Below are 12,528 nucleotides of genomic sequence, written 5' to 3'. Positions count from 1 at the left end.
CCGCGACTAATGTGCGTAATTATTGTATTCTACAAAAATATTTATAGTATTACTTATAGTTGATGTATACAGAACCTTTACCCCCTCAAATTGTGCGTTATGGCGAAATTGTCGAAAGTGATTTTGTACCACCATGGTGGGCCAAAAACAGGCATTTACAAACCATCTTCCCGCGTTTCTTTCAAAAGCGCGCCAAACTTAATTATCGCAAAGAAAGATTAGTCTTACCGGATGGAGATTTTGTTAATTTAATTTGGGCGGGTAACGTTAAACAATCAAATGGACTGATTACTTTATTTCATGGCTTAGAAGGCTCAATTCGTTCCCATTACACCAACGACATGGCGGCAAATTTAGTTAAACAAGGTTACTCTGTGGTGCTAATGCATTTTAGGGGGTGTGGTGGTGAAGCCAATCTCAAACCAAGAGCTTACCATTCTGGTGAAACTGAAGATGCTTGGTATTTTTTAAACTGGTTAGAAAAAAAGTTTCCTGACACCCGTAAAGCCGCAATTGGCTTTTCTTTAGGTGCCAATATGTTACTAAAAATGCTAAGTGAGCAACCTAAACAAAAAATCTTACAAGCCGCTATGGCTGTGTCGGTGCCATTTCAATTAGATATCTGCTCAACCAATATTAACCAAGGTTTTTCCCGTATTTATCAAGGTTACTTACTAAAAAGCATGATTAATAATTTGCTTATCAAAATGCGCTCTATTGACTATAAAAACCTACTAAAAGTAAGCGAGTCTCAGATTAAACAATTTAAAAGTTTTAGGGAGTTTGATCAACATGTCACCGCGCCATTACACGGTTATGCCAACGCAGCGGATTATTATCAAAAATGTAGCTCGGCCAACTTTCTACAAAATATCGACACACCCACCTTAGTGGTGCATGCCAAAGATGATCCATTTATGCATGAATCTATAGTACCAGCAGCACACAATTTATCTCCAAATGTCGGCCTAGAAATCAGTAAAAATGGCGGTCATGTAGGTTTTTTGCAAGGCACACCTTGGCAACCAACAATCTGGATGCACCAAAGAGCCAACAATTTTTTGAGTACATTTTTTAGTGGTATTGAAACCTCATCAAATACGGAACCAATGAAATGATCATCCCGGTATCAGAAGTCGAACAAGAGACTTTATTAAATATTATTGAAGGATTTGTTTTACGAGAAGGCACCGAATACGGCAGCGTAGACTGCGACTTAGCCGATAAAGTGCAACAAGTTTTACAGCAACTTAAACATGGCGAAGCATTGTTAGTTTATTCAGAACTTCACGAGTCAGTCAATATAGTACCTAAAGACCAATTCTCTGCGACTGAAGAAGAATATTAAATAATCTGGATAGGTAACCAGGGACATAAGAGAACGCCCCTTTTTAACTAAATTATCTCGCTTTCAATACCAAGTTAAAAGATACAGGTACTGTTAAACCTATACTGGGTAAACCAGCTAGTTTTTGTAGTGTTTCAACTCCTTCTTTTAAACCAAAGTCAGCGGCTGAAATTAAAACAGGTTGAACACTAGTTGCCACATAATCACCTTCTAAAGTTTTGGTCACTTGTATAGTCAGGTCTAACGCGCTGGTGGTTTGCATCAAATTCAAACTAGCAGGTAGCGTGACTTCCATTGATTGACCTTTTTTAAGTTGCATCACCATGGCAGATAATGTGGCGTTAATCTCGGCAGTTGGGAACATAGCCACTTTAAATAGATGTTCCTGCATACGAGTATTGCGAATTTCAATACCGGTTTCTACCGAACCTAAATCAATCGACAGGCTAAAATGGCCGTCTGTTTTAAGGCTAGCAGTTAATTGTTTAAAATGATGAATTTCGCTGATATGTTGCTTTTTAGTGGAAATAAAATGCACACTAGATAGATCATTCTGCAAGGCCCAATCAGCCAATACAGACGTCGAAATAAAAGCACTACCTAAAGCACTTAAAAATAAAACCCGGATTAATGTTTTCATTACTTTTCACTTACCTGATATTTAACAATTGAAGTCCAATCTACATTTTTATCACCCATAACAATAAAGTCGGGGTTGGTTAATTCTTCCCTTTGATTATAACTTAACGGGCTAAAATCGTGGACTAATATGCTTCCACCCGCTTCGTTGACAATACATTGTGATGCACCTGTATCCCATTCACCTGTCACCCCAAAACGAATAAATACATCAGCTTTACCTTCGGCGATAAAACAAGCTTTTAATGAACAGCTACCTAATGGCAAGGTTTGATACACCCGTTTGTCACTCATGCAATTCATCACTTTTTCTCTGGCTTGCCTGCGACTAATAGCAATCATGATCACGTCTTTTTCTGTATCTTTGAAAGGGCGCACATGAATTTGTTTACTATCTGAAGGACTTTCTTTAAAGGCCCCTTGACCTTTTGAAGCATAATAAAGTGTTTCCCCAGCCGGCCAATAAATCACTCCCATTACTGGTTCGTTATTTTCAATTAAAGCAATGTTAACTGCAAAATCACCACTACGAGCGACAAACTCTTGGGTGCCATCAATTGGATCCAATAACCAATAACGGTGCCAATGTTTGCGCTGTGCAAGAGGACCACAATCAGTTTCTTCTGACATAATAGGAATATCCGGCGTTTGTTTTTGCAGGATATCCATAATGATTTCATTCGATTTATAGTCGGCTGTAGTAACAGGTGAATCATCGTCTTTTTGAAAACTAGTGAAATCACCTTGATTGTATAAGTCGAGGATAACCTTACCAGCTTTCACCGCTGCACCTTTAGCTATGTCTAATAATTGTTGTGGTTTTTCAGTTGTCATTGTTGCCCCTTTTTCCATTTTTCGACTAATAACAAAGCGGCAACACACCTAGCTTCAATAAAATCTTCTCTGGCTAATAAAGCATCCAGTTCAAAAATTGACCATCTAACCACATCTAAAGGTTCTGGTTCGTCGCCAGCTAACACTTCTGGATAAAGATCTTGTGCAATAAAAATGGCCATTTTAGAATTAAAGAAAGCCGGAGCCATACTTAAATTATACAATGGCAGCAAGTGATTGGCACCATAGCCCACTTCTTCTTTTAGCTCTCTATTGGCCGCAATATCTGGCGTTTCACCTGGGTCGATTAAACCTTTGGGAAACCCAAGTTCGTAAGTATGAGTACCTGCGGCATATTCTCTGACTAATAAAAACTCATGGTCATTAATAAACGGCACTATCATCACAGCACCACGACCACTGCCGGTCATACGTTCGAAAACTCGTTGCTCGCCATTAGAAAACTCTAGATCAAGTTGCTCTATTTTAAATAAAGCACTTTTTGCTATCACTTTGCGTTGATGTATTTGAGGAAGCTTTTTATTTTTGTTTATGTTGCTCATCAATAATTCACGTTAGTATAGATGTTAGTCGATTAACTACTTAAAAATCAGTGTATTTAATATACCTGTTAAATAAAGGACACGCCACTTGTCAAAGCTTACTTGGAAAGAAATTCACACTGTTTTATTAGATATGGACGGAACATTGCTCGATTTACATTTTGATAATCACTTTTGGTTACACCATGTTCCGCAAAAGCTAGCCAAACAAAATGATATATCCATTGAAGAAGCCACAAGATTTATTAAAACAGAATATGAAAAAGTAACGGGCACCTTAAGTTGGTATTGTTTAGATTTTTGGGCAGAAAAGTTGAACATGAATATTGTGGAAGCTAAGCGAGAAGTTGAACATCTGATAAAAATGCGTGATGACACTATCCCTTTTTTAGATGCACTGAAAGCGTCTGGACGAGAGGTGATTCTAGTAACCAATGCTCACCCTGATAGTTTGTCGCTAAAAGTAGAACACACCCAACTCGATGAACACATTGATTTATTAATTTCGACCCATGAATTTGGCGTAACTAAAGAGTCACAACAGTTGTGGCAAAAGTTACAAGCAAGGTTAAATTTTGATCCAAAACACACTTTATTTGTAGACGACAGCCTAGGTATTTTACAAGCAGCTCAAGATTTTGGAATTCAACATTTATTGGCGGTAAGTAACCCTGATAGCCAACAAGCTATTCGAGAAATAGATAACTTTTCAGCTGTGCAAGATTATCGTTACTTAATCGACGATATTATGTCGCAACCCTTTAATATTGACTGATCGTTATTTGTCTGCGTACCAATAAAGTACAAAAGAAATGGCACCAAAACCGACAAAACCAAATGCGATGGGGGTGATGGTTTGGTCGATAAAGCTACCTACAAATACTGCTGTAGGCACCGAGAAAAAACTACTAAATGAACCAATAATGGCAGCACCTAGTCCAGCCATTTTTCCTAAAGGCTGCATAGCCATTGAATTGATATTGCCAAACAATATACCTATACAAAAGAAAGCGCCAAACAAGGTCGATACTAGCTGCCATAAAGGCGGTACGCCGTCATTTTGTAAACACAATATAGTCAGTAAAATCGAAAAGACCATCCAACCTATCATGGCCCAAGTACACAAAGTTCGCATACCCAAGCGCATCACTAAGGTACCATTGGTAAAAGACGCCACACCTATCGAAAATGACAACAGAGCAAAATACATAGGAAACATCTCACCAGTATCATAAATATACTGAAAGATTGTCTGTGAGGCACTAATGTAAGCTAAAAACGCCCCAAAAATAATACCCGATGATATGGTGTAAAACATCACTATTTTGTGGGTTAGAATATAGCGACTGGACTCCCACAACTTAGCCCAACTAAAAGGCGTTCTGAGATGTTTGGGTAAGGTTTCTGGTTGGCGAGCAAAAAACCAAACGCCTATGATCAAACCTATCAATAAAAAGGAAGAAAAAATATGCTGCCAAGACAACCATATTAATACGGCTTGACCAAAGCTCGGCGCCAACATAGGTACCAGAATAAATATCATCATGATAAAAGACATGACTCGAGCCATGGCTTCACCTTCGTATTTATCTCGGATCACAGCTAAAGTGGCAATTCTAGGGCCAGATACACCAAAAGCTTGGATCACACGGCCAATTAGCATCATCTGCAAGGAATCTGAAAACATGCAAACTAAGGTACCCAAAGCAAAAATAATTAGGCCATGTAAAATCGCATAGCGCCTGCCTTTATCATCAGACAGTGGTCCATAATACAACTGTCCAAAAGCCATGCCTAAAAAGAACAAAGACACGATTAAATGTGTTTTTTGCGGATCATCCACAGCCAAATCTATGCCAATTTGGTGTAGGGCAGGCAACATGGCATCTATACTTAGTGCCACAATTGAGGTCATCAAAGCCATAAGCGCCACAAATTCCACCAAACCGATATCGGCTTTGTGTTGGTTTATGGATGGTGGTTGATTAGATGACATAAGTTAAGCCGTTAATTGTTAAGCTGTTAATTAAGAAAAGGTAAATTTTATCATTCCCCAACAATAGTGCTTTTATTTTTTATAGCAAATTTGATTGCTTAGTAGGTTTTAAACCAAATATCACAATAAAAAAGCCCCTGTATAACAGAGGCTAACATTAGGTGTAACGGGTCCCATGCAGAAATACGTTTACGTAAAGAGAACTTCTTTATGGAGACACCAAGCAAGGTAAGGGTTAGAAGCTCACAACGAGACTAAATATTAAGCTTTAAATTAAGTATTTTTGCTTACTCTGGTTCAGGCTTATCTGAGTTTTCTAAAACTTTCACACGGCCATTGCGTAAGCTGTAAATCCAACTGTGAATATTAATTAATTGTCCTCTAGCAATAGCATCTTTTACGATATTACTACGGCGTACATTTTCAACTTGCTCCATCACGTTTATTTCGCACATACGTGCCGAACGATCATGTTCATTCAAAGCAGCGAGCTCTTCTCTATGTTTGTAGGCAATATCTTTGATATGCCCTAACCAATTATCAATCAGGCCAAATTGTTGATCACCCAGTGCGGCATCCACTCCACCACAACCGTAATGACCACACACAATAATGTGCTTCACTTTTAATACATCCACAGCATATTGCAGTACGGACAAGCAGTTAAAATCTGTGTGGATCACCAAATTGGCTACATTTCTATGCACAAAAATATCGCCAGGAATTAAGCCCAGTAATTGATTAGCGGGAACCCGACTGTCTGAACAACCTATCCACAAGTATTCGGGCTTTTGTCTTTCTGATAAACGATTAAAAAATTCTGGATCCGCCTCTTTGGTTGATTCAGACCAATTTTTATTATTTTCGAGTAACTGCGCAATTTTTTTCATAATACCTCTTAATTAGAACGGCAAGTATATAAAACCCTTGAGCCACAACAAATCCAACCTCCATTAGGAATCTTTTTCACCAGTTGAAGGCACATAGAATACTTTGCTTGTATCAACTTTCACCCATATATTAATTGCGTCTATTGAAATTAAATAACGGTATTTAATCACAGTGAAATTTACCTAAAGGTATTTTTCCCATAGCTATTCCGTTGCCGATTAACACAACAACCACACCAATAAAGGCTTCGGTATGCCACACATACCCTTCAAAAATGGTGGACAATACAAGTGCAACTATTGGATAGACCAGTACCACATAAGCCGCTTTGTCAGAACCCATTTGTTTGACTAATTGCATATACGCGCCAAAAGCGATTACTGAACCAAAAACAGTTAGATAAAACATGGAGAGGTAATAGTTAGGGTTAGTTGGAATGACCCACTCTACACCATTAAATAAAACAGCAATTAATAAAAACACCACACCATAACTCATAGCCCAAAAATTCATTTGGATTACCGGTGTACCATGATCGAGGATCCGCTCAGAAATTACGTTACCTAAGGAAGCAAAGAAAAAAGACCCTAACGCAAATGTAATGCCTAATACTAAATAGTCATTCGCAGATATTTTGGAAAACTCAGGTAAAAATATCAAACCTATTCCAACCATGCCTAAGGTAGCACCAATCATGACTTCAAACCTAATCGGTTTTTTGAGCAAAACTCGACGCAATAAGACGTTGATATACACCATACCAGAGCTCATTAAGGCAACGATAGCACTGATGATGTATTGCTGACTTTGATACAACAAGGAATAATCCATAGTGTATAAACACAAACCCACAAACACCATTTTAAGATGGATATGTATGGGCAAACGCAAAGGTAACTTTTTGAATTTACAGTAACTAAACAAAATTAGGGCAGCGGCAAAAAATCGATAGGCTACGGACAAAATGGGATCAACTTCACCAAATTGAAAAGTAATAGCAAGCCAAGTTGAGCCCCAAATTAACACCACAACAGTAAACAACAAGGGATTAGACAAGGGTTTAATCCTCGTAATGAAAGGTTATACTGATGTTAAGTTTATCCTTTATTGTGAAAGTAAGTAGTCCACCGATGAAAAAAATATTGATATCTATTGCCATACTCGTAGGACTACTCATTTCAGTGCTTTTTTATCGAAGCTTTACTGTATTTGAAAATAACCAATTCCAAGTTATCGAGCCTATTCCGGCCATCAATATTGATTCACAACAGGCTATTCAACGATTTAGCCAATCTATTCAAATTCCAACCGTATCTTATGATGATGCCAGTCAAATTAATCCTCAGGCATTCACAGATTTTCATCAATTTTTAGCCAATAACTTTCCACTGGTTCATCAAAAAACTCAGTTAACTAAATTTGAAGACTTTAGTTTGTTATTTCACTTTGAAGGAAGTGACACTCAACTTGCCCCCATATTATTTATGGGACATATGGATGTGGTACCTGTTGACCAAGCTTCAAAAAATCAATGGTTACATAACCCATTTGGTGGCGAAGTGATCGATGGCACAATTTGGGGTAGGGGAGCCATAGATGACAAAGTTAGTGTAGTAGCACTAATGGAGGCTATGGAGCACTACTTATCCGCAGGTAAACAGCCCAAACGTAGTATTTACTTTGCTTTTGGTCATGACGAAGAAGTGGGCGGAAAAGGCGCTGTAGCCATAGCTAAATATTTTAAACAAACGAATACTCGCTTTGAGTTTGTAATGGATGAGGGTGGCATAATTGCTGATGGTTTAGTACCTGGTATCTCTCAACAAGTAGCCTTAATTGGCGTGGCAGAAAAAGGCTTTGTTAACTTTCGATTGACTGTAAAAGGCGAAGGTGGCCACTCATCTCAACCACCAGCGCATACAGCGGCTGGCATATTAGCCCAAGCAATCGTCAAGGTTGAAAATAATCCTTTTAAAGCTAAAGTTGATTTTTTTGAGCTAATGTTTGAACGGATTGGTTACGCGACCGATTTATCTTTACGTCTACCCTTAGCTAACTTGTGGATACTCGAACCGATTGTGATGCAAGTACTCACAGCCAAACCCAGTACCGCAGCAAGCTCACGCACCACCACAGCTGTGACTATGTTACAAGGCAGTAGCAAATCTAACGTATTGCCCACTGTGGCTAGTGCTGTAGTCAATTTTAGAATTTTGCCTGGTGATACAATAAACAGTATTCACGCCCATTTAGAGAAGGTGATTGATGACCCACAAGTCACAATCACGGCAGAACTAGCCAATGAAGCTTCAACTGTTTCACCAGCCGACAGCTACGGTTTTAATTTAATTGAATCTACCATTAGACGTATTGATCAGAACATACTCGTCGCACCCTATTTAATGATAGGCGCCACAGATGCTAGGCATTTTCATGAACTATCAGACAATATCTACCGCTTTATGATGGTGACTTTCAACTCTGATACACTTAAACAATTCCACGGTATAAACGAACAAATAAGTGTAAACGACTATCTTCGTTCAGTGCAGTTTTACCATGCCATGTTAGAGCAATCAGCTAGTGGAGTAATACCTAAATCCCAATAATGCTTTTACTTAACCAGTTGTGTACTTAGAAATGGTATCTAAGTTTTACTAAAAAGTTGATTATTACGCGCATAAAACCAAGAAAGCAAAAACAGTAAAATGGTAACCACAATAGCTACAGGTTCAAATAAGGAGCCCAATAATTCTCGATACTTCTTAGCCCAAAACAATGCAAAGAAACAATGGCTAGTTAAAATACTGATGCACCAAAAATTGACATATTGAGCCCATTTTAGTTGTTTAAACCCGTACCAAGCTAAATTACCCAGTACGATTGTGATCACTAATAATAAAGTAGGGATAATAAAATGTTTTCCAATAATAAAAGTCTGCAACACCGCCAACATGCCAATCAAAGCGAAAGTAGCCATTAACCAATCAACCCCATACTTGCCACTAATTTTTTTCATTTTGTTTTACAGCCTATGTTAATTTTGTCTCAATTATATTAAGAATAATGTTACCTCTTAAGCCTGTAAGCATTGCCCATGCCAATCGATATAAGTAAGGGGCGGTTGAGATTTTAATGGATAAATAATTGGACAACTTCGTATTTTAACCCACCTTCTATTTTGGTTAAGAAAACAATAAGAGTATTTTTTGAAAAAAAACAAGGAGTGATTAGCTCTAGCTCAACAGATATAGAGTTATTTTAAGCTTTATGGCCAATACAAAGTGTTGATAAAGAATTAATTTCCATGCCCTTGAACGGTAGTAAATCAAATGATTGATTTACTGTTTCAACTGACTTTTTTGTTGGGTTAAACCAGATTACTTTGATCCCAGCTTTACACCCAGGATAAATATCTTTTTCTAAAGAGTCACCTATCATCATAATCTGTTTGGCAGGTGAATTTAGTTTTTCTATTATTCTGTGAAAGTAATCAGGCTTGCTTTTACCAACACCTAGATTTTCACAGCAAAATATGTGTTGAATGTAGTCACTCAAGCCTGCTTTGTGTAATGCTTGGCGAATTTGAAATTCTGTAGAGTCTTGAGCGTTAGTGGCTAAATGGCATTGAGCATCTTGGTTTAAATATTTGAGGCATTCTAATGCACCTTCAACCACTTTAACCTCTGGCCAGTCACACATTGGTCCTGTTTGATTAGGTAGATCCACCATTAAGGTGTCTCCCCAATCAAACAGAAAATGCGTTATACCGTGTAATTCGTTAAGAACGAACTTCGCCATCACCCATCACAATAAATTTTTCGGTAGTAAGTGATTCTGCGCCCATAGGGCCATAGGCATGTAACTTACTGGTAGATATACCAATTTCAGCCCCTAAGCCCAACTGACCACCGTCAGAAAAACGAGATGAAGCATTAGCCATCACTACAGCAGAATTAATACGGCGAATAAACTCTTGGGTTTTTGAATAATCTTGAGAAACAATTACCTCTGTATGACCAGAACTATATTCTTCAATATGTTCAATCGCTTGCTCAAAATCATCAACCACTCTTACCGCAATTTCCATAGCTAAATATTCAGCATGCCAATCGTCTACTGTTGCCGCTTGTGCACCAGAAAAATAACCAATACTGTTTTCACAAGCATGTATCACAGTATTGTGCTCGGCTAACATAGCTGCAGCTTTCGGCAAAAATGACTCTGCCACATCTTTATGTACCACTAAGGTTTCTAAAGAGTTACACACACCTGTGCGCTGAGTTTTACCATTTTTAAGTATATTCAAGCCTTTGACTTGGTCAGCATCACTATCTATATACAGATGACATACACCTTTAAAGTGCTGAATAACAGGAATACGACTGTTTTCAGAAACAAAACGAATTAAGCCTTCGCCGCCCCTTGGGATAATTAAGTCAATGGACTCATTTAACGTCATTAATTCATTCATTACGGCGCGATCAGTATCAGGGATAACCACCACAGCCGCAGGATCGATATTATGTTTAGCCAACGCAGATTTAATACATTCAGCCAAAGCTAAATTAGAATGTAATGCTTCTTTACCACCACGCAATATAACTGCATTTCCGGCTTTTAAGCACAAAGCTGCGGCATCTATGGTCACATTCGGGCGTGATTCATAAATCATGGCAATAACACCCAATGGAATACGCATTTTACCCACTTGAATGCCACTTGGCATGCGCTGAATACTAGAGATATTGCCTACTGGATCAACTTGCCCTGCAATTTCAACTACAGCATCGGCAATGCCTTGTATACGTGAAGGATCTAGCGCTAGGCGATCTAACATGGCCGCATCTAAATTATTTTCTTTGCCTGCTGCTAAGTCTTTCTCATTGGCTGCTAAAATGCTGGGTGTATTGACAGATAAAGCCTCAGCAATATCGACTAATAATTGATTTTTTTGTTCAGCATTTAAATTTGCTACTTGGCGGGCTGCTTTTTTAGCTTGCTGCGCCGCGTCGGCAATAGAAAAACTCATGATAAATCCTCTTTTAAATAATTAAAAAATTTTGGCTTGAAAGCCCTGTTTATAACAATACTAAATCATCCCTATGCACAGCGGCTTCACTCAAAGAGTAACCTAATTTAGATTCGATTTTACTGCTATTCAGTCCTTGAATAGACATTAGATCTGCTGTGTTATACATCACTAATCCTTTAGCTATGGGTTGATGTTGAAAACAAATATTGACCGCTTCGCCTGAATCAAACGTCCCATTAATCTCGGTAATACCCGAAGGTAACAAAGAAGCACCATTTTCCAACAATGCCTTTTTGGCCCCTAGATCGATTTCTATATTACCTTTTACTTTTAAAGTATGTCGTAACCAATTATCTCGAGCACTGGCTAAACTTTTATTAGGAACAAATAAAGTGCCGGGAATTTCACCTTTAGCCAGACTTAAAAAGGATTGTTCGTCACGACCATTTACTATTAAGGTCTGGATACCTGAATTAACGCACTTTTCAGCAGCTTGTATTTTGGTTTGCATACCGCCGGTTCCAACATCACTGCCAGCTCCACCCGCTAAATCATAGATACTTTGGTCGATTTTATCGACCAAAGGCATCAAGTTAGCCTGTGGATTTTTTCTTGGGTCAGCATCATATAAACCGTCAATATCAGAACAGATAATCAAAGTATCAGCTTCAGCAACCAAGGCCGTGTATGCGGCCAAGTTGTCGTTGTCGCCTACTTTTAATTCGTTAACCGCTACTGTGTCATTTTCGTTGACTATAGGTAGTGCGTTATTTTTCAATAATTCACGCAAAGTATTTTTGATATTGACGTATCGAGTTCGGTTATGTAAATCATCCGAAGTTAACAATATTTGTGCGCAATCAAAATCAAACAAACTTGCCCAATTAGCCATCATCTGAGTTTGCCCTATAGCCGCCATGGCCTGCTTTTCAGCAATAGAAGGTTTATGCTTATGAGCAATTTTACCCTTTCCAGCCGCAACACTCCCCGAAGAGACCAAAATCACTTCTTTACCTTGCTTACGGCTAGCGCTAATAAATTGGGCGATAGCTTCTAAATACTGGGTACTGCACTGATTATTGGTAGGAGCAATTAAACTGCTACCCACTTTAACCACTGCCCGTTTCCAGTTGAACTTAGTCATGTTTGTCCTCATCAATTAAGGGCCTTAGATTACGATAAATAGCAGTATTAACAAGCTTTTGTAGTTATAAGCTATGGA

14 protein-coding genes are annotated in these 12,528 nt (G+C 38.4%); 4 read left to right on the top strand and 10 right to left on the bottom strand.

Features of this window, described 5'->3' with window-relative positions; all coding sequences use genetic code 11:
• Positions 1 to 62: 62 nt before the first annotated feature.
• Together L0668_RS03965 and L0668_RS03960 are read left to right on the top strand one after the other, a co-directional pair.
• Entirely contained in the window at positions 63 to 1,118 is a 1,056-nt protein-coding gene (locus L0668_RS03965; RefSeq protein WP_235310782.1) for a hydrolase, read from the top strand.
• Positions 1,115 to 1,348 (top strand): YheU family protein, encoded by a 234-nt coding sequence (locus tag L0668_RS03960; RefSeq protein WP_235310781.1) that lies wholly within the window; start codon positions 1,115 to 1,117, stop codon positions 1,346 to 1,348. Before L0668_RS03965 ends, L0668_RS03960 begins: the two co-directional genes overlap by 4 nt.
• 52 nt (positions 1,349 to 1,400) lie before the next feature.
• On the opposite strand, the gene L0668_RS03955 is transcribed toward L0668_RS03960, so the two are convergent.
• The 3 genes from L0668_RS03955 to nudE are packed head-to-tail and all read right to left on the bottom strand — an operon-like array spanning position 1,401 to position 3,384.
• Positions 1,401 to 1,988 carry a YceI family protein gene (locus tag L0668_RS03955; RefSeq protein ID WP_235310780.1) on the bottom strand — a complete coding sequence of 196 codons (588 nt, stop codon included), beginning with the start codon at positions 1,986 to 1,988 and terminating at the stop codon, positions 1,401 to 1,403.
• Positions 1,988 to 2,821, bottom strand: coding sequence for a 3'(2'),5'-bisphosphate nucleotidase CysQ (cysQ, locus tag L0668_RS03950; protein WP_235310779.1), 834 nt, complete (start codon positions 2,819 to 2,821; stop codon positions 1,988 to 1,990). Before cysQ ends, L0668_RS03955 begins: the two co-directional genes overlap by 1 nt.
• Positions 2,818 to 3,384 (bottom strand): ADP compounds hydrolase NudE, encoded by a 567-nt coding sequence (nudE, locus tag L0668_RS03945; RefSeq protein WP_235310778.1) that lies wholly within the window; start codon positions 3,382 to 3,384, stop codon positions 2,818 to 2,820. Before nudE ends, cysQ begins: the two co-directional genes overlap by 4 nt.
• Before the next feature lie 88 nt (positions 3,385 to 3,472).
• Between nudE and yrfG the strand changes: the two genes are divergently transcribed.
• Positions 3,473 to 4,159 (top strand): GMP/IMP nucleotidase, encoded by a 687-nt coding sequence (yrfG, locus tag L0668_RS03940; protein ID WP_235310777.1) that lies wholly within the window; start codon positions 3,473 to 3,475, stop codon positions 4,157 to 4,159.
• 3 nt (positions 4,160 to 4,162) lie between these two features.
• Here yrfG and L0668_RS03935 read toward each other — a convergent pair whose 3' ends face one another.
• The 3 genes from L0668_RS03935 to L0668_RS03925 all read right to left on the bottom strand — a co-directional run bounded on the left by L0668_RS03935 (position 4,163) and on the right by L0668_RS03925 (position 7,327).
• Positions 4,163 to 5,380, bottom strand: a complete 1,218-nt coding sequence (locus L0668_RS03935; protein WP_235310776.1) for a multidrug effflux MFS transporter — start codon at positions 5,378 to 5,380, stop codon at positions 4,163 to 4,165.
• Between the two features lie 287 nt (positions 5,381 to 5,667).
• Complete coding sequence (gene can / locus L0668_RS03930; RefSeq protein ID WP_235310775.1) at positions 5,668 to 6,270, bottom strand: carbonate dehydratase; 603 nt, start codon at positions 6,268 to 6,270, stop codon at positions 5,668 to 5,670.
• 163 nt (positions 6,271 to 6,433) lie between these two features.
• A complete protein-coding gene (locus L0668_RS03925) occupies positions 6,434 to 7,327 on the bottom strand; it encodes a DMT family transporter (RefSeq protein WP_235310774.1) in 894 nt (297 codons plus the stop codon).
• 74 nt (positions 7,328 to 7,401) lie between these two features.
• Between L0668_RS03925 and L0668_RS03920 the strand changes: the two genes are divergently transcribed.
• Complete coding sequence (locus L0668_RS03920) at positions 7,402 to 8,880, top strand: M20 family peptidase (protein ID WP_235310773.1); 1,479 nt, start codon at positions 7,402 to 7,404, stop codon at positions 8,878 to 8,880.
• Positions 8,881 to 8,918: 38 nt separating this feature from the next.
• On the opposite strand, the gene L0668_RS03915 is transcribed toward L0668_RS03920, so the two are convergent.
• From L0668_RS03915 to proB, 4 genes are all read right to left on the bottom strand, one after another.
• Positions 8,919 to 9,290 (bottom strand): hypothetical protein, encoded by a 372-nt coding sequence (locus L0668_RS03915; RefSeq protein ID WP_235310772.1) that lies wholly within the window; start codon positions 9,288 to 9,290, stop codon positions 8,919 to 8,921.
• 242 nt (positions 9,291 to 9,532) lie between these two features.
• The gene (locus tag L0668_RS03910; protein WP_235310771.1) at positions 9,533 to 10,072 is read right to left on the bottom strand and encodes an HAD family hydrolase; all 540 of its coding nucleotides are present in this window, start codon (positions 10,070 to 10,072) and stop codon (positions 9,533 to 9,535) included.
• The gene (locus L0668_RS03905; protein ID WP_235310770.1) at positions 10,053 to 11,303 is read right to left on the bottom strand and encodes a glutamate-5-semialdehyde dehydrogenase; all 1,251 of its coding nucleotides are present in this window, start codon (positions 11,301 to 11,303) and stop codon (positions 10,053 to 10,055) included. The genes L0668_RS03910 and L0668_RS03905 overlap by 20 nt, the downstream gene beginning before the upstream one ends.
• A 49-nt stretch (positions 11,304 to 11,352) precedes the next feature.
• The gene (proB, locus tag L0668_RS03900; protein ID WP_235310769.1) at positions 11,353 to 12,450 is read right to left on the bottom strand and encodes a glutamate 5-kinase; all 1,098 of its coding nucleotides are present in this window, start codon (positions 12,448 to 12,450) and stop codon (positions 11,353 to 11,355) included.
• Positions 12,451 to 12,528: the final 78 nt, after the last annotated feature.

Origin of the sequence: Paraglaciecola algarum (genome assembly GCF_021532655.1) — a bacterium.
Lineage (GTDB): Bacteria > Pseudomonadota > Gammaproteobacteria > Enterobacterales > Alteromonadaceae > Paraglaciecola > Paraglaciecola algarum.
This window is presented reverse-complemented; position numbering and strand designations above follow the sequence as displayed.